The sequence below is a fragment of the Amycolatopsis magusensis genome, assembly GCF_017875555.1.
Lineage (GTDB): Bacteria > Actinomycetota > Actinomycetes > Mycobacteriales > Pseudonocardiaceae > Amycolatopsis > Amycolatopsis magusensis.
In genome coordinates this window covers 7,482,783-7,506,098 of the sequence record NZ_JAGGMS010000001.1, presented here as the reverse complement: position 1 = coordinate 7,506,098, position 23,316 = coordinate 7,482,783, and the positions used below count along the sequence as shown (strand labels likewise).

The following is a 23,316-nucleotide window of genomic DNA, read 5'->3' as shown; positions in this document are numbered from 1 at the left end:
CTCGGGAGCACGATTGACGTTCCGCAGGTCCCCGCGCGTGCGTGTCACGCTCTCCTGGTTGCTGGGCGCCGTCCTGGTCGCCGGTTGCACGCCCAGTCGCGCGCAGCCGCAGGCCGAAGGCGCCGGGCCGGGTGCGGTGGTCGGCGGGGAAGCGCCGCCTCCCGGTACGCCGGTGCCGCCGCCGGTGATCCCGCCCGGGGCGTCGCCCTCGGTGAACGAGGCGCGGCAGTCTCCTGGGGTGGTCGCGGCCGGTGGGATCGGGGCGCCCTACAACTACGGTCCCGCGGTGATGCAGGACGGCGATCGCACCCGGATCTGGTGGTGCAGCCAGTACCCGGCGGCGCGACCGCCGGGTGACGACATCCTGCACGCGGAGGCGGCCGGCATCGGCGGTCCGTTCACCGGGCCGGGCGGCGGGCCCGCGCAGTCGGTGCTCTCCGGCAACCCGGGCGCGTTCGACGGAGTGCACACGTGCGACCCGTCGGTGCTCAAGGTCGACGGGGTCTACTACCTCTACTACACCGGCGCGGCGGGCGACCACGCGCTCGGCAACTCCATCGGCATGGCGACCAGCCCCGACGGGGTCAACTGGACCAGGGCCAACGGCGGCAACCCGATTCTCAACCCGGCTCGGGACACCCCACGCGACAACACCTACGGCGCCGGGCAGCCCGCAGTGGTGTTCCTCGACGGCTGGTTCTACCTGATGTTCACCGACACGACCGGCCGCGCGGCGGGCTGGAACGGCGCCGGCCAGTTCATCGTCCGTTCGAAGGATCCGGCCTTCGTCCTCGGTGTGGAGGTGCTCGGCGAGCGCGGGTTCGAACCGGCGGCGAGCACGCAGGTACCCCGCACGCGATCGCTGGTGGACGCGTTCAGCGCGGACCTCATGTGGATCGAGGCCCTCGAATCCTTCGCCGTCGCGCACGAGACGCAGGACGGCACCACGGTCACCTTCCTCGACCGCAACTTCAGCCTGCGCCCCTACCCGCCGGTGCTCATTCCCGGACCGTGGAAGGAAGGCCCCGGCCTGTTGCGCCAGCCGGACGGGCACGCGCCGATCTCGGTGACCGATCCCTGCGGCCGGGTGCCGCTGGACGTGGTGCGCGCGACGATGACCGGCGAGGCGGGGGCGCCCACGCACCTCAAGCACTTCGGCATCGACCTGCACGGCATCGACGCGTGCAGTGACGTGAACCGGATGCTCACCGTGCTCGACGGCTTCGCCATGCCCTCGCCGGTGCGCACGATGGACCTGGTCGCGGGCGGCAGCGTGATCCGGGTGGACCGGCGCACCGTCGCCGACCTGCTGGCCGTCCGGCTGCTCGACCGGCGCGTGCCCGGCCTGGACCGGGTGCCGGTGGCCGCGAACCTGGCCACCGGGGTGCCCGCGGTGCAGGCGCCGACCGGCGGCACCGGGCTCCTGCTGGGCGACGGCAAGCTGTGGGCGGTGCGACCGCCCGGGGTGGCGCAGTTGAACGCGTCGTCCATCACGCCGGTCACCGACGAGCAGTGGAACAGCTATCCGGCGGGCTTGGCCCTGGGCTGATCCGGGAGGTCGGCCTCCGGGCGGCGGGCGATCCGGTCACCGGCGAACAGGCCGAGCCATGCCGGGATCAGGATGAGCAACGCGGTGAACGCGGCTCCGCCGGTGAGCGCGTCCGGGAGTGCCTCGAGTCCGGTGCGGTCGACGAACAGCGCGCGGCCCGTCACGTCGAGCACGCCCGACACCGGTCCGGCGACCAGCGCCGCGATGAACCAAGTGCGCCCGCGATCGGGCGTCCCGCGCCACGCGTCCAGCGCGGCCCACAGTGCCGCCGCACCGACCAGCAGCGCGACGATGCCGATGGTGAGCGCGTCCAGATCGGTCGGCCGGAACACCGCGGCCTTCGCCCGCAGCACCGACGCGACCGCGTGCAGCAGCGCGAGGACCAGCGCACGCGTTACCCAGCCTGCCATTCGCACACTGTGTCATAAACTGGCCCGGTGCCTGAAACCCATGCCGCGCGCCGCGCCGCGCTCCGCTCCCTGATCCGGGACACCGGGCTCGACGCGCTCCTGGTCACCGACCTGCTCAACATCCGCTACCTCACCGGGTTCACCGGGTCGAACGCGGCGCTGCTCGTGCACGCCGAGGCCGAGGCCCGCACGCTGTTCTGCACCGACGGCCGGTACACCACCCAGTCCGAGGTCCAGGTGCCCGACCTCGAGCGCGTGCTCGACCGTGCCAGCGCCGCCGCGCTCGCCCGGCACGCCGCGGCGAACCGGGGCGACTACGGCCGGACCGGGTTCGAGAGCCAGCACGTGAGCGTGGAGCAGTTCGAGTCGCTCAAGGCGGTCGCCGAGGGCGTCGAGCTGCGGCGGTCGCCGAACCAGGTCGAACGGCTTCGACTGATCAAGGACCAGGCCGAGGTCGAGGCGCTGCGCATGGCCTGCGCCGCCGCGGACCGCGCGCTGACCGACCTCATCGAGCACGGCGACCTGCGCCCCGGCCGCACCGAGCGCGAGGTCGCCCGCGCGCTGGAGAACCGCATGCTCGACCACGGGTCGGCGGGCGCCTCCTTCGAGTCGATCGTCGCCGCCGGCGCCAACTCGGCCATCCCGCACCACCGGCCCACCGACGCCCCGCTGGTCCAGGGCGACCTCGTCAAATTGGACTTCGGCGCGATCATCGACGGCTACCACTCCGACATGACCCGCACGGTCGTACTGGGTGAACCGGCAGGCTGGCAGCGCGAGCTGTACGAGCTGGTGCATCGCTCGCAGGCCGCCGGCCTGGCCGCGGTGCTGCCCGGCGCCGAGGTCGCCGCGGTGGACAAGGCCGCTCGCGAGGTGATCGAACAGGCGGGCCACGGTGAGCGGTTCTCGCACGGTCTCGGGCACGGCGTCGGCCTCCAGGTGCACGAGGCACCCAGCCTGGCGGCCACGGGTGTCGGTACACTGTCCGCCGGTATGGCGGTCACCGTCGAGCCAGGCGTGTACCTCGCCGGCCGCGGTGGCGTGCGCATCGAGGACACGCTGATCGTCCGTGACGGCACGGGGGAGGTCCTCACCCTGAGCACCAAGGAACTCGTGGTCGTCTAAACGCGGCCCGCTTCGAGCAGACACAGGAGATCCCAGACCCGTGGCCACCACCAACGACCTGAAGAACGGCTTGGTCCTCAACCTCGACGGACAGCTGTGGTCGGTCGTGAACTTCCAGCACGTCAAGCCGGGCAAGGGGGGCGCCTTCGTGCGCACCACGCTCAAGCACGTCCTGAGCGGCAAGGTCGTGGACAAGACGTTCAACGCCGGCACCAAGGTCGAGACCGCGACGGTGGACCGCCGCACGATGACCTACCTGTACAACGACGGCAGCGACTTCGTCTTCATGGACGGCGACACCTACGACCAGATCAACGTGACCCGCGAGGTCGTCGGCGACGGCGCGAACTACCTGCTGGAGAACACCGAGGTCCAGGTCGCGATCCACGAGAGCACCCCGCTCTACGTCGAGCTGCCCACCTCGGTCGAACTGGTCGTCCAGCACACCGACCCCGGCCTGCAGGGCGACCGGTCCACCGGCGGCACCAAGCCGGCCACGCTGGAGACCGGCGCCGAGATCCAGGTGCCGCTGTTCCTGACCACGGGTGAGAAGGTCAAGGTCGACACCCGCGACGGTCGCTACCTCGGCCGGGTTTCGAGTTGAGTTCGACCGGTTCGCCCAAGCGCGGCGGCCCCATCGGCCGCCGGGCGGCTCGCAAGCGCGCCGTCGAAATGCTGTACGAGGCCGCGCAGCGGGGCTCCGACGCGGTGACCCTGCTGGCCGGTCGTGTGGGTTCGACCGAGGTCGACCCGATCGGCGACTACACCATCTCCCTGGTCGAGGGGGTCACGGCGCGGCGCGAGCAGATCGACGAGCTGCTCGCCGAGCACGCGCAGGGCTGGTCGCTGGATCGCATGCCGCCGGTCGACCTGGCGGTGCTGCGGGTCGGGGTCTACGAGCTGCTGTGGGCCACCGACGTGCCGGACCCGGTGGCCATCGACGAGGCCGTCGGCATCGCCAAGGAGCTGTCGACGGACGACTCGCCGCGCTTCGTCAACGGCGTGCTCGGCCGGATCGGCAGCATCGCCGACCGCCTGCGCGCGGTGCTGTAGCGCCGGACAGCCGGACCGGTCGGCACCGGACAGGGCAGGACGTACCGCGAAGGGGCCTTCCCGGGGAACCAGCTGGTTCGCCAGGAAGGCCCCTTCGGCCTGTTCTCGGTGCGGCCGTGCCGGCCGGCACGGCTCAGTCCTCTTTGGACGGCCGAGCTTCCGGGGGCAGCACTCCCCAGTCGATCAACTGCTCCGTCAGCTCCCCGGGCGTCATGTCGTAGATGATCGCGAGCGAGCGGAGGTCCTCGGTGCGGATCGAGAGCACCTTGCCGTTGTAGTCCCCGCGCTGGCTCTGGATGGTGGCGGCGTACCGCGCCAGCGGCCCGACCTTCTCCGCGGGCAGCTGCTGGAGCCGCTCCAGGTTGATCACGATCTTCGTGGCCGGCTCCGCCCCAGACGGAACGCGGCCCTCGGGCAGCAGCTCGACCACCGGCACCCCGTAGAAGTCCGCCAGCTCGGCGAGCTTCTGCACGGTCACGGCCCGGTCGCCGCGCTCGTACGAACCCACGACGACCGCCTTCCAGCGTCCGCCGGACTTCTGCTCGACCCCGTGCAAGGACAGGCCCTGCTGCTGGCGGATCCCGCGGAGCTTGGCCCCGAGCGCCTTGGCGTAATCGCCCATCTGGTGGTTCTCCGTTTCGTCGTCCCCGCCCGGCCGAGTGGCCGGAGGGGCACTTCTTGAGTCGAATACTCAGAGTAATGGTTACGCGTTGTCGTCACCAGGTCAAGCAGATCATTGCGCGAGGGTGGTGCGAACGGGGGACACCACCCGGAAGGCTGAGCGGCCGATCCTGTTACCCTGTGCACGATTTCCTGCATCGACCTGGGAAATCGACGTCCTTTAACGACCCGTCCAGTGAGGCGGGGAAGGAGGTCCACCGTGACATCGCGTCCGCGCGGTGTGACGGATCCGGCCGGTGAGCACGAGCTCCTGTCGGCCGGAGACGTCGCACGCACCATCGCTCGAATGGCCCATCAGGTCATCGAGAAGACCGCACTCGGTGCGGGCCACTCGGCCCCGCCCGTGTTGCTGGGCATACCCACCCGTGGCACCCCGCTCGCCGCCCGGCTCGCCGAGCGCGTGACCGAGTTCTCCGGGGTCGACGTGCCGATCGGCGCGCTCGACGTCACCCTCTACCGCGACGACCTCCGCCGCCGCCCGACCCGACCGCTGGAGCAGACGCAGCTGCCCGGCACCGGGATCGACGACCGCGTGGTGGTGCTCGTCGACGACGTGCTGTTCTCCGGCCGCACCATCCGGGCCGCCCTCGACGCCCTGCGTGACCACGGCCGCCCGCGCGCGGTCCAACTGGCCGTACTGGTCGACCGCGGTCACCGCGAGCTGCCGATCCGCGCCGACTACGTGGGCAAGAACGTGCCCACTTCGCGCGCCGAGGACGTCGCCGTGCTGCTGTCCGAAACGGACGGCCGCGACGCGGTGCTGCTGCGCGGCGGGCCGGTCGAACCAGGTGCACCGGCTCAGGAAGGGAAATCGTGAAGCATCTGCTCGCCACCGACGGGCTGGATCCGGAGCTGGCGACGTCCATCCTGGACACCGCCGACGAGCTCAAGCGCACCCTGCTCGGCCGCGAGGTCCGCAAGCTGCCCACGCTGCGCGGCCGCACCGTGATCACCCTGTTCTACGAGAATTCCACCCGCACCAGGGTCTCTTTCGAGATCGCGGGCAAGTGGATGAGCGCCGACGTGGTGAACGTCTCGGCCGGGGGTTCCTCGGTGGGCAAGGGGGAGTCGCTGCGGGACACGGCGCTGACCCTGTCCGCGGCAGGCGCCGACTGCGTGATCATCCGGCACCCCGCCTCCGGCGCCGCCCACCGGCTGGCCGGCTGGCTGGGCGAGACCGGCACGAAGGTGGTCAACGCGGGCGACGGCACGCACGAGCACCCGACGCAGGCGCTGCTCGACGCGGCGACCCTGCGCGACCGGCTCGGCTCGCTCGACGGCCGCCGCGTCGCGATCGTCGGTGACGTGGTGCACAGCCGGGTCGCCCGGTCCAACGTGCACCTGCTCGCCGCGCTCGGGGCGGAGGTGGTGCTCGTCGCACCACCCACCCTGCTGCCCGTCGGCGTGGAATCCTGGCCGGTGACGGTGTCGCACCAGTTGGACGCGGAGCTGCCGGCGGCGGACGCGGTGATGATGCTGCGCGTCCAGGCCGAACGGATGACCGGCGGCGGACCCGGGCAGAGCTTCTTCCCGTCCGCCCGGGAGTACTCGATCGCCTACGGGTTGAACGAGAAGCGCCTCGCGCTGCTCGCCGACCACGCGGTCGTCCTGCACCCGGGGCCGATGCTGCGCGGCATGGAGATCGCCTCGGCGGTCGCCGACTCGCCTGCTTCGGCGATCACCGAGCAGGTGCGCAACGGGGTGCACGTCCGCATGGCTGTGCTGTACCACCTGCTCGCGGGTGAGGAAGAAGGAGTCGCCGCATGACCACCGAGATCCTGCTCAAGGGCGTCCGGCTCTACGGCGAAGGCGATCCGGTGGACGTGCTGATCGCCGACGGCGAGATCGCCGAGATCGGTTCACCTGGCTCGACCGGGGGCACCGAAGACTCACTGACCACCGTCGAAGCCGCTGGTCAGGTGCTGCTCCCCGGGTTCGTCGACCTGCACACGCACCTGCGCGAACCCGGCCGCGAGGACACCGAGACCATCGCCAGCGGTTCGGCCGCGGCCGCGCTCGGCGGGTACACCGCGGTCTTCGCCATGGCCAACACCGACCCGGTCGCCGACAACGCGGTCGTGGTCGAGCACGTCTGGCGCCTCGGCAAGGCCGCCGGTCTGGTCGACGTGCACCCGGTCGGCGCGGTCACCGTCGGGCTCGGCGGGGAGAAGCTCGCCGAGCTGGGCACCATGGCCGCGTCCGCCGCCGGGGTGCGGGTCTTCTCCGACGACGGCAAGTGCGTGCACGACCCGCTGCTGATGCGCCGCGCGCTGGAGTACTCCACCGCACTCGATGTGGTGATTGCCCAGCACGCAGAGGAACCGCGACTCACAGTCGGCGCGCAGGCCCACGAAGGTGAACAAGCCGCCCGTCTCGGTTACGCGGGCTGGCCCGCCGCCGCCGAGGAGTCGATCGTGGCCAGGGACTGCCTGCTCGCCCTGCACGCCGGGGCCCGGCTGCACATCTGCCACGTCTCCACTGCGGGCACCGCCGACGTGCTGACCTGGGCGAAGGAACGCGGCACCCGGGTCAGCGCCGAGGTCACCCCGCACCACCTGCTGCTGACCGACGAGCGGCTCGCCGGGTACGACCCGGTCAACAAGGTGAACCCGCCGCTGCGCACCGGCGCCGACACCGAGCGGCTGCGCCGCGCGCTGGCCGACGGGGTCATCGACTGCGTCGCCACCGACCACGCGCCGCACGCCGTCCAGGACAAGGACTGCGAATGGGCCGCCGCCAAACCCGGCATGCTCGGGCTGCAGACCGCGCTGTCCATCGTGACCGAGACGATGGTCCGGTCCGGCCTGCTCGACTGGCGCGGCGTGGCCAGGGTGATGAGCGAGCGGCCCGCCGAGATCGCCGGACTGCCCGACCAGGGCCGCCCGCTGGCGGTCGGCGAGCCGGCGAACCTGACCCTGGTCGACCCGCACGCCGAGTGGACCGTGCGCGGCGCCGAACTGGCGAGCATCGCGGCGAACACCCCGTATGAAGGGATGCGGCTGCCGGGTGCGGTCACCGCGACCCTGCTGCGCGGGCGGTTCACCGTGCGAGAAGGGAAACTGGCCTGATGGAGCGTCTACTGCTGACCTTGCTGGTCGCGGCATTCTTCGCGCTGTGCGTCTACGGCATGTGGCTGGGCTGGCGCCGCAAGGCCCGCTCCCAGAGCGCGCGGATCGCGCCGTTCCCGGAGCCGCCGGTCGAACCAGGTGAACCGCTGCTGGCCGCCGACGGGCTCTACGTCAGCACCACGATCGCCGGCCGCTGGCAGGAGCGCGTCGTCACCCGCGGCGCCGGGATGCGTGGTTACGCGACCCTGCGCCTCTACGAAGACGGCGTCGAGGTCGACCGCGGGCGCGCCCCCGCGATTTGGATTCCGCGGGCGTCGATCACCGGGATCCGCACGGACAAGGGCATGGCCGGGAAGGTGATGGGCACCGACAGCCTGCTGGTGCTCACCTGGCGCCTCGGCGGTGAAGAACTCGACACCGGGTTCCGCGGGGACGACCTCGACGCCTATCCCCGCTGGCTCGACGAACTCGGCAAGAACGGTACGGAGATCAAGGGAAGTGCCCAATCATGACGAATAGCCGGACGCCTGCCGCACTGGTACTGGAGGACGGCCGGGTCTTCCGCGGCACCGCCTACGGGGCCGAGGGGCGCACCCTCGGCGAGGCCGTGTTCTGCACCGGGATGACCGGCTACCAGGAAACGCTGACCGACCCCTCCTACCACCGCCAGATCGTGGTGCAGACCGCGCCGCAGATCGGGAACACCGGGTGGAACGACGAGGACGACGAGTCCGCCCGCATCTGGGTCTCGGGTTACGTGGTCCGCGACCCCGCCCGCACCCCGTCCAACTGGCGCTCCACCCGCTCGCTCGACGACGCGCTCGTCGAGCAGGGCGTGGTCGGCATCGCCGGGGTCGACACCCGCACGCTCACCCGCCACCTGCGCGAGCAGGGCGCGATGCGCTCCGGGGTGTTCTCCGGTGACGCGCTGGGCTCCGACGACGAGATGATCGGCGAGGTGCTGGCCAGCCCGCCGATGAAGGGCGCCGACCTGGCGGGCGAGGTCACCACGGCCGAGGCCTACGTGGTCCCCGCGGTCGGCGAGCGCCGGTTCCGGGTCGCCGCGCTGGACCTCGGCATCAAGTCGAACACGCCGCGCCAGATGACCGCGCGCGGCATCGAGGTGCACGTCCTGCCCTCGTCCAGCTCGCTCGACCAGCTGCTGGAGATCGAGCCCGACGGGGTGTTCCTGTCCAACGGGCCGGGCGACCCGGCGACCACCGAGCACGCCACCGCGCTGACCCGGTCGGTGCTCGAGCGGCGCATCCCGCTGTTCGGCATCTGCTTCGGCAACCAGATCCTCGGCCGCGCGCTGGGGCTGGGCACCTACAAGATGCGTTACGGGCACCGCGGCATCAACATCCCGGTGATCGACGTGGCCACCGGCCGGGTGGCGATCACCGCGCAGAACCACGGCTTCGCTCTCGAGGGCGAGCCCGGCCAGCGGTTCGACTCGCCCTTCGGCGCCGCGACGATCAGCCACTACTGCCCGAACGACGACACGGTCGAGGGCGTGCGCGCCGAGGACGTTCCCGCGTTCTCCGTGCAGTACCACCCCGAAGCCGCCGCCGGCCCGCACGACGCGGCCCCCCTCTTCGACGAGTTCGTCACCCTGATGGAGACAGCCAAGTAATGCCGAAACGCACAGACATCGAGCACGTCCTCGTCATCGGATCCGGCCCGATCGTGATCGGGCAGGCCGCCGAATTCGACTACTCCGGCACCCAGGCCTGCCGCGTGCTGCGCGAAGAGGGCCTGCGGGTCAGCCTGGTGAACTCCAACCCGGCGACGATCATGACCGATCCGGAGTTCGCCGACGCGACCTACATCGAGCCGGTCACCCCGGACTTCGTCGAGAAGGTCATCGCAGCTGAACGTCCCCAGGCGCTCCTGGCCACCCTCGGCGGGCAGACCGCGCTGAACTGCGCGGTCGCTCTGCACGAACGCGGCGTCCTGGAGAAGTACGGCGTCGAACTGATCGGCGCCGACATCGACGCCATCCAGCGCGGCGAGGACCGGCAGAAGTTCAAGGACATCGTCCGGCAGGTCGGCGCCGACGTGCCGCGCAGCGCGGTGTGCCACTCGATGGACGAGGTCCGCAAGACGGTCGAGGACCTCGGCCTGCCGGTGGTCATCCGCCCGTCGTTCACCATGGGCGGGCTCGGCTCGGGCATGGCGCACACCCCGGAGGACCTGGAGCGCCTGGCCTCGACGGGGCTCGAGGAAAGCCCGGTCACCGAGGTGCTCATCGAGGAGAGCGTGCTCGGCTGGAAGGAGTACGAACTCGAGCTGATGCGCGACCGCAGCGACAACGTGGTGGTCATCTGCTCGATCGAGAACATCGACGCGATGGGCGTGCACACCGGTGACTCGGTCACCGTGGCGCCCGCCATGACCCTGACCGACCGCGAATACCAGCACATGCGCGACGTCGGCATCGACGTGCTGCGCGCGGTCGGCGTGGACACCGGCGGCTGCAACATCCAGTTCGCGATCAACCCGCGCGACGGCCGCATGGTGGTCATCGAGATGAACCCGCGGGTGTCGCGGTCGAGCGCGCTGGCCTCGAAGGCGACCGGCTTCCCGATCGCCAAGATCGCCGCCAAGCTGGCCATCGGCTACACCCTCGACGAGATCCGCAACGACATCACCGGCGAGACCCCGGCCTCGTTCGAGCCGACGCTGGACTACGTCGTGGTGAAGGTGCCGCGGTTCGCCTTCGAGAAGTTCCCCGGCGCGGACCCGACGCTCACCACCACCATGAAGAGCGTCGGCGAGGCCATGTCCATGGGCCGCAGCTTCCCCGAAGCGCTCGGCAAGGCGCTGCGCTCGATCGACACCAAGGCGGCGGGCTTCTGGACCACGCCCGACCCCGACGGTGCCACCCTCGAGTCCACCCTGGAGGACCTGCGCACCCCGCACGACGGCCGCCTGTACGCGGTGGAGCGGGCCCTGCGACTGGGCGCCACGGTCCAGCAGGTGCACGAGGCCAGCTGGATCGACCCGTGGTTCATCGACCAGATCGCGTTGATCGGCGAGGTGGGCAAGGAGATCTCCACCGCGCCGGTGCTCGACGGCGAACTGCTGCGCCGCGGCAAGCGGACCGGCCTGTCCGACCGCCAGATCGCCGCGCTGCGCCCCGAACTGGCCGGTGAGGACGGCGTGCGGGCGCTGCGGCACCGCCTCGGCGTGCGCCCGGTGTTCAAGACGGTGGACACGTGCGCGGCCGAGTTCGCCGCGAAGACCCCGTACCACTACTCGGCCTACGAGACCGATCCCGCCGCGGAGTCGGAGGTGGCGCCCCAGCCGGACAAGCCGAAGGTGCTCATCCTCGGCTCCGGCCCGAACCGGATCGGGCAGGGCATCGAGTTCGACTACTCCTGCGTGCACGCCGCGCTGGCCCTGCGCGAGGCCGGGTTCGAAGCGGTGATGGTGAACTGCAACCCGGAGACCGTGTCCACCGACTACGACACCTCCGACCGGCTCTACTTCGAGCCGCTGTCCTTCGAGGACGTGCTCGAGGTGGTGCACGCCGAACGCGAGTCGGGCACGGTCGCCGGCGTCATCGTCCAACTGGGTGGACAGACCCCGCTGGCCCTCGCGCGCCGCCTCGCCGCGGCCGGGGTGCCGGTGGTCGGCACCTCACCCGAGGCGATCCACCTGGCCGAGGACCGCGGTGCCTTCGGCGAGGTGCTGCGGGCGGCGGGGCTGCCAGCCCCGCGCTACGGCACGGCGACCTCCTTCGAAGGCGCCAAGCGGATCGCCGACGAGATCGGCTACCCGGTGCTGGTGCGCCCGTCGTACGTGCTCGGCGGCCGCGGCATGGAGATCGTCTACGACGAGCAGACCCTGGCCGGCTACATCCAGCGCGCCACCGAGGTCACCCCGGAACACCCGGTGCTGGTCGACCGCTTCCTCGACGACTCCATCGAGATCGACGTGGACGCCCTGTTCGACGGCGAGGAGCTGTACCTGGGCGGCGTGATGGAGCACATCGAGGAGGCCGGCATCCACTCCGGCGACTCCTCGTGCGCGCTGCCGCCGATCACCCTGGGCCGGACCGATCTGGACACCGTCCGCCGGTCCACCGAGGCGATCGCGCGCGGCGTCGGCGTGCGCGGCCTGTTGAACGTGCAGTACGCGCTCAAGGACGACGTGCTCTACGTGCTGGAGGCGAACCCGCGTGCCTCGCGCACGGTGCCGTTCGTGTCCAAGGCGACCGCGGTGCCGCTGGCGAAGGCGGCTTCGCTGATCATGACCGGCTCCACGATCAAGGAGCTGCGCGCTTCCGGCGTGCTCCCGGCCGAGGGCGACGGCGGCGACCTGCCCGCCGACTCGCCGGTGTCGGTCAAGGAAGCCGTGCTGCCCTTCCACCGGTTCCGCACCCCGGAGGGCCACGGCGTGGATTCCTTGCTGGGCCCGGAGATGAAGTCCACCGGTGAGGTCATGGGCGTGGACGTCTCCTTCGGCAAGGCGTTCGCCAAGTCGCAGAGCGGCGCCTACGGTTCACTGCCCACCTCGGGCCGGGTCTTCGTCTCGGTGGCCAACCGGGACAAGCGCTCGCTGGTCTTCCCGGTCAAGCGCCTCGCCGACCTCGGCTTCGAGATCCTGGCCACTTCCGGCACCGCGGAAGTGCTGCGCCGCAACGGGATCCAGTGCTCGGTGCTGCGCAAGCACTTCGAGGGCAGCACCGAAGGCGAGCCCAACGTGGTCGAGGTGATCCTCAGCGGCGGCGTGGACATGGTGATCAACACCCCGTACGGCAACAGCGGCCCGCGGGTGGACGGATACGAGATCCGCACGGCCGCCGTTTCCCGCGACATCCCTTGCATCACCACGATCCAGGGCGCTGCCGCGGCCGTACACGGCATCGAGGCGCTCATCCGGGGTGACATCGGGGTGCGCTCCCTCCAGGAGCTCCAGGCGGCTCTCCGGGCCTCGAAATGATCATGGAACGGTTCGGGGCGCGGCTGACCGAGGCGATCGCGGCCCGGGGCTCGCTGTGCGCCGGGGTGGACCCCCACCCCGGCCTGCTGCGGGCGTGGGGCCTGCCGGAGGACGCGAGCGGGCTGGAGCGGTTCGCGCTGACCGCCACCGAGGCGATCGCCGAGCACGTGGCGATCATCAAGCCGCAGTCGGCGTTCTTCGAGGCCTACGGATCGAAGGGCGTCGCCGTGCTCGAGCGCGTGGCCGAGCTGGCCCGCGCGGCGGGCACGCTGGTCCTGCTCGACGTCAAACGTGGTGACATCGGTTCGACCATGGCCGCCTACACCGCGGCCTACCTGACCGACGGCGCCCCGCTCGCCGCCGACGCCATCACCGTCTCGCCCTACCTCGGGTTCGGCTCGCTGGACGCGGCGCTGACGGCCGCCGAGACCAGCGGGCGCGGGGTGTTCGTGCTCGCGCGCACGTCGAACCCGGAAAGCGCCGGACTCCAGGGCACGGTGGCCCAGTCCGGCCGCACGGTGGCGCAGGAAATCGTCGACGCGGTCGCCGAGCGCAACGCGGGAACCGCGCCGCTCGGCGACATCGGCGTGGTCGCCGGCGCGACAATCGGTCGCGGGGAGCTGGATCTGAATAGGCTGAACGGCCCAATCCTGGCGCCCGGTTTCGGCGCCCAAGGCGCCACCGCGGCCGATTTACGTGCTCTTTTCGGGGCGGGTTCACCAGCGGTGCTGGCGGCTTCCTCACGCGACATCCTGCGCCACGGACCGGCTCCCCAGGCCCTGCGGGAGGCGGTGTTCCGGGTACGGGATTCGTTGCGGGACTGAACTTTCCGTGCCTGGCGCACGTTGTTCACCGAGTACGCGCAAGTGGTCCGAACAGGCGTGCGGCACGCCGATACCACCACCCGCATCCCCAGGTGGAGGCCCACCCCCGCATTGTGGCAGGTATGGCAGGTGGGTACCGTCCCGAGGACGGCCGAATTATTGAGTAATACCGGAGGAAATCGTGGCACTTCCCCAGCTGACCGAGGAACAGCGTGCTGAGGCGCTGAAGAAGGCCGCTGCTGCCCGTCGCGCCCGCGCAGAGCTCAAGGAGCGGCTGAAGCGGGGTGGCACCACGCTGGTCGATGTGCTCAAGCAGGCGGACGAGGACGAGGTTCTCGGCAAGATGAAGGTTTCCGCTCTGCTGGAAGCCCTGCCCGGCGTCGGCAAGGTCCGTGCGCAGCAGACGATGGAGCGGCTCGAAATCGCTCCGAGCCGTCGCCTGCGTGGACTCGGTGACCGGCAGCGCAAGGCGCTGCTCGCCGAGTTCAGCGGCGAGTGAGCAGCGAGGAACACGGCGGCACCACAGCTGAGGGTGGGCCGGTGGCGGGGAACCGGCACCGGCTCACCGTCGTATCCGGGCCGTCCGGGGTCGGCAAGTCCAGTGTCGTCACCGAACTGCGCAAGCTGGACCCGGGGATCTTCTTCAGCGTCTCGGTGACCACCCGCCGCCCCCGTCCCGGCGAGGTGGACGGCGAGCACTACCACTTCATCGACCGGCCCGCCTTCGACGCGATGGTGGCCAAGGGGGAACTGCTCGAGCACGCCGAGTTCACCGGCAACTGCTACGGCACCCCGCGCGCCCCGGTGGAGAAGGCGCTGGCCGAGGGCAAGCAGGCGATCCTGGAGATCGAATTGCAGGGCGCCCGCCAGGTCCGCACCGCGATGCCGCAGGCCAGGCTGGTGATGCTGGTCCCGCCGTCGTGGGGGGTGCTGGTGGGCAGGCTGACCGGCCGCGGCACCGAAGCCGACGAGGCGGTCCGGGCCCGGCTGGCCGAAGCGGAGCGTGAACTGGCCGCGTCCGGCGAGTTCGACGCGACCGTGGTCAACGCCGACGTGAAGACCGCCGCGGCGGAGTTGTTAAGCTTGATGACGAGCTAGCTTGATTTCCACAACCGTTCAGGAGTACTGCGCGTGACCATCACCCTGGGTGCACAGCACGAGGAACTCGAAGGCATCACCAACCCGCCGATCGACGACCTGCTCGAGAAGGTCAGTTCGAAGTACGCGCTGGTGATCTACTCGGCCAAGCGCGCCCGCCAGATCAACGACTACTACGCGCAGCTCGGTGAGGGCCTGCTGGAGTACGTCGGCCCGCTCGTCGAGCCGGGTCCCCGTGAGAAGCCGCTGTCGATCGCGCTGCGCGAGATCCACGCCGGCCTGCTCGAGCACACCGAAGGCGAATGAGCCAGGCCCTGGGGCGCAAGCCCAGGGTCGTACTCGGTGTCGGCGGCGGCATCGCCGCCTACAAGGCCTGCGAAGTGCTGCGCGGGCTGACCGAGTCCGGGCACGACGTGCGCGTGGTGCCCACCGAAGCCGCGCTGAACTTCGTCGGCGCGGCCACGTTCGAGGCGCTGTCCGGGCACCCCGTGCACACCGGGGTGTTCACCGACGTGCCCAGCGTGCAGCACGTCCGCATCGGCCACGAGGCGGACCTGGTGCTGGTGGTGCCCGCCACCGCGGACCTGCTGGCCAGGGCCGCGCACGGGCTCGCCGACGACCTGCTGACCGGCACGCTGCTGGTGGCCAGGTGCCCGGTGGCGTTCTTCCCGGCCATGCACACCGAGATGTGGCAGCACCCGGCCACCAGGGACAACGTCGCGCTGCTGCGCTCGCGCGGACTCGTGGTCACCGAACCGGACGCGGGCCGGTTGACTGGCGCCGACACCGGCAAGGGCAGGCTGGCCGACCCGCGCGAGATCGTCGACCTGGCGCGACTGCTGCTCGCCGCCCCGGACGCGCTGCCGCGTGACCTCGAGGGCCTGCGCGTGGTGATCTCGGCCGGAGGCACGCGCGAGCCGCTCGACCCGGTCCGCTACCTCGGCAACCGATCTTCCGGCAAGCAGGGTTACGCGCTCGCGCGCGTGGCCGCGCAGCGCGGCGCCGAGGTCACCCTGGTCGCCGCCCACACCGTCGATCTGCCCGATCCCGCGGGCGCGGCGGTGGTGCACGTGTCGACCGCCGATCAGCTTTCCGAAGTGGTTCGCGCCGAATCCGCAACCGCCGATGTGGTGGTGATGGCGGCCGCGGTGGCCGATTTCCGGCCCGCTTCCCGAGCCGAGCACAAAATCAAGAAAAGCGATGACGGCGGGGCACCGACCGTCGAATTGGTGCGCAATCCGGACATTCTGGCCGGCTTGGTCCAGGCCCGTCCGCCGGGACAGGTGGTGGTCGGATTCGCCGCCGAAACCGGGGACGCCGGTGGCGACGTACTCCACCACGCTCGGGCCAAACTCAAGCGCAAGGGCGCTGACCTGCTGGTGGTCAACGCGGTCGGCGAGGGCAAGGCGTTCGAGGTGGAGGACAACTCCGGCTGGCTGCTCGGCGCGGACGGCACCGAGGTGCCTATCCCGCTCGGCGCGAAAGCGCAACTGGCGGCCGCGGTCTGGGACGCGGTTGTGGGCTTGCGCAAAACACAAGGTGTTTGAGGCTCGCGGGCCAGTACGCTTACGGGTGACCAGGGGACCCAAGAAAGGGAAGTGACGAGAATCGTGAGTGCGTCGAACCGCAGGTTGTTCACTTCCGAGTCGGTGACCGAGGGACATCCGGACAAGATCTGCGATGCGATCAGCGACTCGATCCTTGATGCCCTGCTGAGCAAGGACCCGCGCAGCCGGGTCGCCGTGGAAACCCTGATCACCACCGGCCAGGTGCACGTCGCCGGCGAGGTGACCACCGAGGCCTACGCCGACATCCCGACCATCGTGCGGGACGTGATCCTGCGCATCGGCTACGACTCGTCCGCCAAGGGGTTCGACGGCAACTCGTGCGGGGTCAACGTGGCGATCGGCGCGCAGTCGCCGGACATCGCGCAAGGTGTCGACACCGCGTACGAGTCGCGGCTGGAGAACGCCGCCGACGACATCGACCGCCAGGGCGCGGGCGACCAGGGCCTGATGTTCGGCTACGCCTGCTCGGACACGCCCGAGCTGATGCCGCTGCCGATCGCGCTGGCGCACCGGCTCTCGCAGCGCCTGACCGGCGTGCGCAACAACGGCGTGCTGCCGTACCTGCGCCCGGACGGCAAGACCCAGGTGACCATCGAGTACGCCGGTGACCAGCCGGTGCGCCTGGACACCGTGGTCGTGTCGACCCAGCACGCCGACGGCATCGACCTGGAGAAGATGCTCGGCGTCGACGTCAAGGAGCACGTGGTCGCGCCGGAGCTGGCCGAGCTGGAGCTCGACACCACCGACGTGCGGCTGCTGGTCAACCCGACCGGCCGCTTCGTCATCGGCGGGCCGATGGGTGACGCCGGGCTGACCGGCCGCAAGATCATCGTCGACACCTACGGCGGCATGGCCCGCCACGGTGGCGGCGCGTTCTCCGGGAAGGACCCGTCGAAGGTGGACCGGTCCGCGGCGTACGCGATGCGCTGGGTGGCCAAGAACGTGGTGGCCGCCGGGCTGGCTTCACGGGTCGAGGTGCAGGTCGCCTACGCGATCGGCAAGGCGTCCCCGGTGGGCCTGTTCGTGGAGACCTTCGGGACCGAGACGGTGGACCCGTCGAAGATCCAGGCCGCTATCCGCGAGGTGTTCGACCTGCGCCCGGCCGCGATCATCCGCGACCTGGACCTGCTGCGCCCGATCTACGCGCCCACCGCGGCGTACGGGCACTTCGGCCGCCCGGAGCTCGGGCTGCCCTGGGAGAGCACGCAGCGTGCGGCCGACCTGCGGTCGATCGCCGGCGCCTGAGCACTCGTTCCGCTGAAGCCCTCGGCCCCGATCGGGGCCGAGGGCTTCTTCTGGTAGAGATCACCACGTGAACGGCGCGACCCCGCTGTGGGACCTCCCCGAGCCGCCGCCCGCCCCGCGCAAGACGGGGACCGGCGCGGCCGCCACGGTCAACCGCGCCGCACCGAAGTCGAAGGCGGCGGCCGCGAAAGCCGCCGCCGCCGAGCGCCGGGGTGCGCAGAAACCGGCGCCGAGCGAACCGGTCGCCAGGGTGGTCGTGGACGTGCCGCTCGCGCACCTGGACCGCACGTTCGACTACCAGGTGCCGGAGAAGTTCCACGAGACCGCGGTGCCGGGCTGCCGGGTGCGGGTCCGGTTCGCCGGCCAGCTGGTCGACGGTTTCCTGCTCGAACGCGCGGACACCACCGAGCACCAGGGCAAGCTGAGCTTCCTGGAGCGGGTCACCTCCAGTGAACCGGTGCTCGGGCCGGAGCTGGCCGCGCTGGGGCGGGCGGTGGCGCAGCGGTACGGCGGCACGCTGATCGACGTGCTGCGCCTGGCCATCCCGCCGCGGCACGCGAAGGCCGAAGGCGAACCGCCGCGCGAGCCGGCGCCGGTGCCGGAGGCACCCGGTCAAACCGGTTGGCCGCGCTATCCCGCCGGTGGCTCGTTCATCGAAGCGGTCGGTTCGGGGCGCCGGGCGCACGCGGTGTGGCAGGCGTTGCCGGGGGAGGACTGGCCGCGCCGGCTCGCCGAAGCGGCGGCCACCGTCGCCGCCGCCGGGCGGGGCGCGGTCCTGGTCGTCCCGGATCAACGCGACCTGAAGCGGGTGCACCAGGCCTGCGTCGAACTGGTCGGCGACGAGGCGGTCGTCGCGCTGACCGCGGAGAGCGGGCCCGCCGAGCGCTACCGCCGCTGGCTCGCCGTGTCGCGCGGGGCGGTCAAGGTGGTCGTCGGCACGCGGGCCACCATGTTCGCCCCGGTGGACAACCCCGGCCTGTTCGTGGTCTGGGACGACGGGGACGACCTGCACGCCGACCCGCACATGCCGTACCCGCAGGTGCGGGACGTGCTCATGGTCCGGGCGCACGCCAGCAACGCGTCGCTCCTGGTCGCCGGGTTCAACCGGACGGCCGAGGCGCAGCTGCTCGTCGAGACCGGCTGGGCGCATCCGATCGTGGCGAGCCGGGAGGACCTGCGCGCGCGCTCACCCCGGATCACGCCGGTGGGGGAGGACTTCGACGTCGCCAGGGACGAGGCCGCGAAGGCGGCGCGCCTGCCGTCGGTCGCCTTCGAAGCGGCACGCCAGGGGCTGGCCGCCGGTGCGCCGGTGCTGGTCCAAGTGCCGCGACGCGGCTATGTCCCCGCCCTCGCCTGCGGTCAGTGCCGCACCCCGGCGCGGTGTCGCCGCTGCGCGGGGCCGTTGGTCCTGCCAGGTGGACGCGACCAGGATGGCCCGCGGGCCCCCCATTGCCGGTGGTGCGGCGTTCCCGAGGCCGGGTTCCGCTGCCCGGCCTGCGGCTCGGCGCGTCTGCGGGCGGTGGTGATCGGCGCGAAGCGGACCGCCGAGGAGATGGGCCGTGCGTTCCCCGGGATCGCCGTGCGTACTTCCGGTGCGACCGAGGTGCTGGCGGAGGTGCCCGCGCGCCCGGCGCTGGTGGTCGCGACGCCGGGCGCGGAACCGGTCGCCGAAGGCGGTTACGGGGCCGCGCTGCTGCTCGACGGCTGGGCGCTGCTCGGCAGGCAGGACCTGCGCGCGGCCGAGGAGACGCTGCGCCGGTGGATGGCCGCGGCGGCGTTGGTGCGGCCGGGGCCGGAGGGCGGCCGGGTGATCGTCGGGGCGGAGGCCGCGCTGAAGCCGGTGCAGGCGCTGATGCGCTGGGATCCCGCCTGGCACGCGAGTGTCGAACTGGGTGAACGCCGCGAGCTGGGCTTCCCGCCGGCGGTGCGAATGGCCAGCGTGGAGGGCACTCCGGAGACCGTCGCCTCCTACCTCGACGAGACGCGGCTGCCGAACACGGCCGAGCTGCTGGGGCCGGTGCCGCTCGGTGAGATCGACGACGAGGGCCGGTCGGAACGGGAGCGCATGCTGATCCGCGTTCCGCGCGAAGACGGCCGCGCGCTGGCGGCGGCGCTGGCGAGTGGGCAGGCCGTGCGCAGCGCGCGGAAGGAAGCCGAGGCGCTGCGGGTGCAGCTGGATCCGCTGGAGCTGATCTAGGACCGGCGAAGCCCGCGTGCCTACGGGCGGTCGGCGGGCGAGTTCAACCAGTTGAGCACGGCCCGCATCCCCGCCTCCCAGTGAGCGGTGAGCAGGTCCGCGGCGCGATCGGTGTCGCCGGAGGCGAACTCGACGAGGATTTCGAGGTGCTGGCGGTCCGGTTCAGTGCGGTCGACCGTCTCGCGCATGTAGGTCAGCTCGTAGCGCGACAGGTTGGTGCGCACCCGGCTGACCATCTCCTGGAGCTGGCGGTTGCCCGCAGCGGCGACCAAGCCCGCGTGCCAGTCCGAGTCGAGGCGCCAGCGCCGGATGGGGTCGGTGCAGTCTTCGAGCTCGGCGAGGATGTGTTCGAGTGCGCGCACCACCGAGGGCGGAGGAGTGCCCGCGGTTCGCACGGCGAGGCTCTCCAGCGTGCCCAGGATCGGGTACAACTCGGCGGCCTCTCGAGCGTCGAGGGGGCGCACGGTGAAGCCCTTCGCCAGGGCTGAACGCAGCACGCCCTCGGCTTCGAGGCGGAGGAGTGCTTCGCGGACCGGTGTGCGGGAGACGTCCAACTGGCGTGACAAGGCGGCCTCGGTGACCGCGGTGCCCGGCGGATAGGCGCCGGACCAGAACAACTCGACGATCCGCGCGTACACGGCGTCGCGCAGGGGCTCGGCGCGGGTGATAGGCGTCGCGGACACCTGCTCATCGTATACGATACGCAGATGGTGGCGCTCTCCGCGGCGAACATCGCCGAAGCTGGTCAGCTGGTTGAACCGCTCTTCCGCAACACCCCGCAGTTCCACGATCCGGTGCTGGACCAGCGGCTGGGCCGCGAGCTGGTGCTCAAGGTCGAGACGCTGAACCCGCTCGGCTCATTCAAAGGTCGCGGGGCGAGCTACTTCGTCCGCGGGCTCGAACCAGGGCGGGAGGTCGTCTGCGCTTCCGCGGGCAACTTCGGCCAGGGGATCGCCTACGCCGCCGCCGCGCGGGGCATTCCGGTCACCGTGTTCACCGCGGAGAACGCGAACGCGGGCAAGGTCGCGCGCATGCGGTCGTTCGGCGCGGACGTGAAGCAGTTCGGAGCCGACTTCGACGTGGCGAAGGACGCCGCGCGTGAGTACGCCGCGGCTGACGGGCGGTTGTTCGTGGAGGACGGCGAGGCGCCGGCGATCGCGGAGGGCGCGGGAACGATCGGCGTCGAGCTCGTGCCTCTCGACCTCGATACGTTGTTGGTGCCGGTCGGCAACGGGGCGCTGATCGCGGGTATCGGCTGCTATCTCAAAGCACACAGCGCCTGGACCAGGGTCATCGGTGTGTGTGCGGCTGGTGCGCCCGCGATGCTGCGCAGCTGGCACGACCGCACCCCCGTCACCACCGACAGCGTGGACACCATGGCCGACGGGATCGCGGTCCGCGTGCCGGTGCCCGCCGCGGTCGGCTGGATGCTCGAGTACGTCGACGACATGCTGGCCGTCGAAGAGGCGACCATCGGCCGGGCGATGCGCCTGCTCCGCGAAACCACGGGTCAACTGGTTGAACCGTCCGCCGCGGCCGGGATCGCCGCGCTGCTCGATCACGAGATCCCCGGCGAACGCACCGGTACGATCATCACCGGCCGCAATTACCTCCGCGAGACCGGCTGACCGCCGAGACTGGTGATTTTCGCGGTGCGCTGGGGCAGGATGTCGCGCATGCCTGTTCAGCGCAGAACCCGACTCCTCCGCAGCGTTCTCGCCGTGTCGTGCGCGACGGCACTGCTCACCGCCGGTGCCCCCGCGTCGGCGGCCCCCGGCGCGCCGCCGGGCAAGGTTCCCGAGCAGGTCGGCCACCTCGGCGCGGTGTCCAGCATCGACGCCGACGCCAGCCAGATCGGCATCGACGTGCTCCGCCGCGGCGGCAACGCGGTGGACGCGGCGGTGGCCACGGCCGCGGCGCTCGGGGTCACCGACCCGTTCTCCGCGGGCATCGGCGGCGGCGGGTTCTTCGTCTTCTACGAGGCACGCACCGGCAAGGTGCACACCATCGACGGCCGCGAGACCGCGCCCGGCACCGCGGACGAGAACCTGTTCGTCGAGAACGGCAAGGCGATCCCGTTCGCCGAGGCGGTGACCAGCGGGCTGTCCGTCGGCACGCCCGGCACCCCGGCCACCTGGCTCGACGCGCTGCGCAAGTGGGGCACCCTGCCGCTGGCCAAGGCGATGAAACCGGCCGAGGACCTGGCCAGGCACGGGTTCACCGTGGACAAGACCTTCCACGACCAGATCGCGAACAACGCCGCCCGCTTCAGCGCGTTCCCGGCGACGCGCGAGCTCTACCTGCCCGGTGGCGCGCCGCCGGTGGTGGGCAGCCGGTTCGCCAACCCGGACCTCGCCAAGACCTACCGCGAGCTGGCGCGCACCGGCAACGCGGCGCTCTACCGCGGCCGCATCGGCGAGGACGTGGTGCGCACGGTCCAGCAGCCCCCGGTCGACCCGGCCGCCGGTCTCAAGGTCCGCCCCGGCAAGTTGAGCGGGGAGGACTTGGCGAAGTACCGCACGGTCGACCGCGAACCGACCCACACCGAGTACCGCGGGCTCGACGTCTACGGGATGCCCGCGCCCTCGTCCGGTGGGCTGTCCGTCGGCGAGGCGCTGAACATCCTCGAAGGCACCGACCTGTCGCAGCTGGACAAGACGCAGTACCTGCACCGGTTCCTCGAATCCACCCGGTTGTCCTTCGCCGACCGCAACCGCTGGATCGGCGACCCGGCGTTCGTGGACGTGCCGTCCGCGGAACTGCTGAGCCAGGAGTTCGCCGACAGCCGCGCGTGCCTGATCGACCCGGCCCAGGCACTGGTCAGCCCGGTCGCACCAGGTGACCCGCGCGATCCCCAGCCGTGCGCGGCGGGCGACACCCCGGCGCCCACGCCGTACGAGGGCGAGAACACCACGCACCTCACCGCCGCGGACAGGTGGGGCAACGTGGTCGCCTACACGCTGACCATCGAGCAGGAAGGGGGCAGCGGCATGGTCGTGCCCGGCCGCGGCTTCCTGCTGAACAACGAGCTGACCGACTTCTCCATGGTGCCGGTGACGCCGGGCGTGCCCGACCCGAACCTGCCCGCCGCGGGCAAGCGGCCGCGGTCCTCGATGGCGCCGACGATCGTGCTCAAGGACGGCAAGCCGTTGCTCGCCGCCGGTTCCCCGGGTGGCGCGTCGATCATCACCACCGTGCTGCAGGTGCTGACCGGCCGGCTCGACCGCGACCTGTCGCTGGTCGAAGCCATCGCCGAACCACGCGCGTCGCAGCGGAACTCGGACAACGCGCAGGTCGAGCAGGCGTTCCTGAACCAGCCGGAGACCGCGCAGCTGCGCGCGCTCGGGCAGGAGTTCGCTTCGGCGCCGGGGGAGATCGGCGCGTCGACGGCGGTGGAACTGCTGCCGGACGGCCGCTGGCTCGCCGCCGCGGAACCGGTGCGGCGCGGCGGTGGCTCCGCCCGGGTGGTGCTGCCCGTTCCGCACCCCTGACCGGCGAGGTCGGGGCGAACATCACCGGCGGATAGACTCGCCGGTGATGTTCGCTCCCCT

The 23,316-nt window shown here is 71.4% G+C and carries 22 protein-coding genes; 19 read left to right on the top strand and 3 right to left on the bottom strand.

Annotated features, from left to right (window positions below; all coding sequences use genetic code 11):
* Window positions 1–37: 37 nt before the first annotated feature.
* Window positions 38–1,549, top strand: a complete 1,512-nt coding sequence (locus JOM49_RS33305) for a glycoside hydrolase family protein (RefSeq protein WP_209668126.1) — start codon at window positions 38–40, stop codon at window positions 1,547–1,549.
* Here the strand turns inward: JOM49_RS33305 and JOM49_RS33300 are convergent.
* Window positions 1,522–1,959 (bottom strand): B-4DMT family transporter, encoded by a 438-nt coding sequence (locus JOM49_RS33300; protein ID WP_209668125.1) that lies wholly within the window; start codon window positions 1,957–1,959, stop codon window positions 1,522–1,524. The two genes, JOM49_RS33305 and JOM49_RS33300, sit on opposite strands and share 28 nt — an antisense overlap.
* Before the next feature lie 27 nt (window positions 1,960–1,986).
* Between JOM49_RS33300 and JOM49_RS33295 the strand changes: the two genes are divergently transcribed.
* From JOM49_RS33295 to nusB, 3 genes are read left to right on the top strand one after another with little or no spacing between them, the layout of a single operon-like run.
* Complete coding sequence (locus JOM49_RS33295) at window positions 1,987–3,084, top strand: M24 family metallopeptidase (RefSeq protein WP_209668124.1); 1,098 nt, start codon at window positions 1,987–1,989, stop codon at window positions 3,082–3,084.
* A 40-nt stretch (window positions 3,085–3,124) separates the two neighbouring features.
* Window positions 3,125–3,688 carry an elongation factor P gene (gene efp, locus JOM49_RS33290; protein ID WP_209668123.1) on the top strand — a complete coding sequence of 188 codons (564 nt, stop codon included), beginning with the start codon at window positions 3,125–3,127 and terminating at the stop codon, window positions 3,686–3,688.
* Window positions 3,685–4,137 (top strand): transcription antitermination factor NusB, encoded by a 453-nt coding sequence (gene nusB, locus JOM49_RS33285; protein ID WP_209668122.1) that lies wholly within the window; start codon window positions 3,685–3,687, stop codon window positions 4,135–4,137. The genes efp and nusB overlap by 4 nt, the downstream gene beginning before the upstream one ends.
* Before the next feature lie 133 nt (window positions 4,138–4,270).
* On the opposite strand, the gene bldD is transcribed toward nusB, so the two are convergent.
* The gene (bldD, locus tag JOM49_RS33280; RefSeq protein WP_003096372.1) at window positions 4,271–4,759 is read right to left on the bottom strand and encodes a transcriptional regulator BldD; all 489 of its coding nucleotides are present in this window, start codon (window positions 4,757–4,759) and stop codon (window positions 4,271–4,273) included.
* Between the two features lie 258 nt (window positions 4,760–5,017).
* Here bldD and pyrR point away from each other — a divergent pair, with 258 nt between their 5' ends.
* From pyrR to JOM49_RS33215, 13 genes are all read left to right on the top strand, one after another.
* Window positions 5,018–5,635 carry a bifunctional pyr operon transcriptional regulator/uracil phosphoribosyltransferase PyrR gene (pyrR, locus tag JOM49_RS33275; RefSeq protein WP_209668121.1) on the top strand — a complete coding sequence of 206 codons (618 nt, stop codon included), beginning with the start codon at window positions 5,018–5,020 and terminating at the stop codon, window positions 5,633–5,635.
* Window positions 5,632–6,585: an aspartate carbamoyltransferase catalytic subunit gene (locus JOM49_RS33270; protein ID WP_209668120.1), complete on the top strand. Its 954-nt coding sequence runs from the start codon at window positions 5,632–5,634 to the stop codon at window positions 6,583–6,585. The genes pyrR and JOM49_RS33270 overlap by 4 nt, the downstream gene beginning before the upstream one ends.
* Window positions 6,582–7,886, top strand: coding sequence for a dihydroorotase (locus tag JOM49_RS33265; RefSeq protein WP_209668119.1), 1,305 nt, complete (start codon window positions 6,582–6,584; stop codon window positions 7,884–7,886). Before JOM49_RS33270 ends, JOM49_RS33265 begins: the two co-directional genes overlap by 4 nt.
* Window positions 7,886–8,398 (top strand): PH-like domain-containing protein, encoded by a 513-nt coding sequence (locus tag JOM49_RS33260; RefSeq protein WP_209668118.1) that lies wholly within the window; start codon window positions 7,886–7,888, stop codon window positions 8,396–8,398. The genes JOM49_RS33265 and JOM49_RS33260 overlap by 1 nt, the downstream gene beginning before the upstream one ends.
* Window positions 8,395–9,519, top strand: coding sequence for a glutamine-hydrolyzing carbamoyl-phosphate synthase small subunit (gene carA / locus JOM49_RS33255; RefSeq protein ID WP_209668117.1), 1,125 nt, complete (start codon window positions 8,395–8,397; stop codon window positions 9,517–9,519). Before JOM49_RS33260 ends, carA begins: the two co-directional genes overlap by 4 nt.
* On the top strand, window positions 9,519–12,833 hold the full coding sequence (gene carB / locus JOM49_RS33250) for a carbamoyl-phosphate synthase large subunit (RefSeq protein WP_209668116.1): 3,315 nt from the start codon (window positions 9,519–9,521) through the stop codon (window positions 12,831–12,833). Before carA ends, carB begins: the two co-directional genes overlap by 1 nt.
* Window positions 12,830–13,657, top strand: a complete 828-nt coding sequence (gene pyrF, locus JOM49_RS33245; RefSeq protein ID WP_209668115.1) for an orotidine-5'-phosphate decarboxylase — start codon at window positions 12,830–12,832, stop codon at window positions 13,655–13,657. The genes carB and pyrF overlap by 4 nt, the downstream gene beginning before the upstream one ends.
* 181 nt (window positions 13,658–13,838) lie before the next feature.
* On the top strand, window positions 13,839–14,156 hold the full coding sequence (gene mihF, locus JOM49_RS33240) for an integration host factor, actinobacterial type (RefSeq protein ID WP_113691187.1): 318 nt from the start codon (window positions 13,839–13,841) through the stop codon (window positions 14,154–14,156).
* Between the two features lie 41 nt (window positions 14,157–14,197).
* Window positions 14,198–14,755 carry a guanylate kinase gene (gene gmk, locus JOM49_RS33235; protein ID WP_282771606.1) on the top strand — a complete coding sequence of 186 codons (558 nt, stop codon included), beginning with the start codon at window positions 14,198–14,200 and terminating at the stop codon, window positions 14,753–14,755.
* A gap of 33 nt (window positions 14,756–14,788) precedes the next feature.
* On the top strand, window positions 14,789–15,061 hold the full coding sequence (rpoZ, locus tag JOM49_RS33230; RefSeq protein ID WP_113691188.1) for a DNA-directed RNA polymerase subunit omega: 273 nt from the start codon (window positions 14,789–14,791) through the stop codon (window positions 15,059–15,061).
* Window positions 15,062–15,069: 8 nt separating this feature from the next.
* Window positions 15,070–16,302, top strand: a complete 1,233-nt coding sequence (gene coaBC / locus JOM49_RS33225) for a bifunctional phosphopantothenoylcysteine decarboxylase/phosphopantothenate--cysteine ligase CoaBC (RefSeq protein ID WP_209671900.1) — start codon at window positions 15,070–15,072, stop codon at window positions 16,300–16,302.
* A 63-nt stretch (window positions 16,303–16,365) separates the two neighbouring features.
* Window positions 16,366–17,568, top strand: coding sequence for a methionine adenosyltransferase (gene metK / locus JOM49_RS33220; RefSeq protein WP_209671898.1), 1,203 nt, complete (start codon window positions 16,366–16,368; stop codon window positions 17,566–17,568).
* A 67-nt stretch (window positions 17,569–17,635) separates the two neighbouring features.
* Complete coding sequence (locus JOM49_RS33215) at window positions 17,636–19,765, top strand: primosomal protein N' (protein ID WP_209668113.1); 2,130 nt, start codon at window positions 17,636–17,638, stop codon at window positions 19,763–19,765.
* 20 nt (window positions 19,766–19,785) lie between these two features.
* On the opposite strand, the gene JOM49_RS33210 is transcribed toward JOM49_RS33215, so the two are convergent.
* The gene (locus JOM49_RS33210) at window positions 19,786–20,448 is read right to left on the bottom strand and encodes a GntR family transcriptional regulator (protein ID WP_209668112.1); all 663 of its coding nucleotides are present in this window, start codon (window positions 20,446–20,448) and stop codon (window positions 19,786–19,788) included.
* 24 nt (window positions 20,449–20,472) lie between these two features.
* On the opposite strand from JOM49_RS33210, the gene JOM49_RS33205 reads away from it, so the two are divergent.
* Both JOM49_RS33205 and ggt read left to right on the top strand, forming a co-directional pair.
* Window positions 20,473–21,393: a threonine ammonia-lyase gene (locus JOM49_RS33205; RefSeq protein ID WP_209668111.1), complete on the top strand. Its 921-nt coding sequence runs from the start codon at window positions 20,473–20,475 to the stop codon at window positions 21,391–21,393.
* Between the two features lie 48 nt (window positions 21,394–21,441).
* Window positions 21,442–23,256, top strand: coding sequence for a gamma-glutamyltransferase (ggt, locus tag JOM49_RS33200; RefSeq protein WP_209668110.1), 1,815 nt, complete (start codon window positions 21,442–21,444; stop codon window positions 23,254–23,256).
* Window positions 23,257–23,316 lie beyond the last annotated feature (60 nt).

Bases quoted from the DNA above. Each gene is read 5' to 3' on its own strand.
- JOM49_RS33300 (WP_209668125.1), bottom strand. From the start codon at position 1,959: ATGGCAGGCTGGGTAACGCGTGCGCTGGTCCTCGCGCTGCTGCACGCG.
- bldD (WP_003096372.1), bottom strand. From the start codon at position 4,759: ATGGGCGATTACGCCAAGGCGCTCGGGGCCAAGCTCCGCGGGATCCGC.
- JOM49_RS33265 (WP_209668119.1), top strand. From the start codon at position 6,582: ATGACCACCGAGATCCTGCTCAAGGGCGTCCGGCTCTACGGCGAAGGC.
- JOM49_RS33260 (WP_209668118.1), top strand. From the start codon at position 7,886: ATGGAGCGTCTACTGCTGACCTTGCTGGTCGCGGCATTCTTCGCGCTG.
- carA (WP_209668117.1), top strand. From the start codon at position 8,395: ATGACGAATAGCCGGACGCCTGCCGCACTGGTACTGGAGGACGGCCGG.
- carB (WP_209668116.1), top strand. From the start codon at position 9,519: ATGCCGAAACGCACAGACATCGAGCACGTCCTCGTCATCGGATCCGGC.
- pyrF (WP_209668115.1), top strand. From the start codon at position 12,830: ATGATCATGGAACGGTTCGGGGCGCGGCTGACCGAGGCGATCGCGGCC.
- JOM49_RS33205 (WP_209668111.1), top strand. From the start codon at position 20,473: ATGGTGGCGCTCTCCGCGGCGAACATCGCCGAAGCTGGTCAGCTGGTT.
- ggt (WP_209668110.1), top strand. From the start codon at position 21,442: ATGCCTGTTCAGCGCAGAACCCGACTCCTCCGCAGCGTTCTCGCCGTG.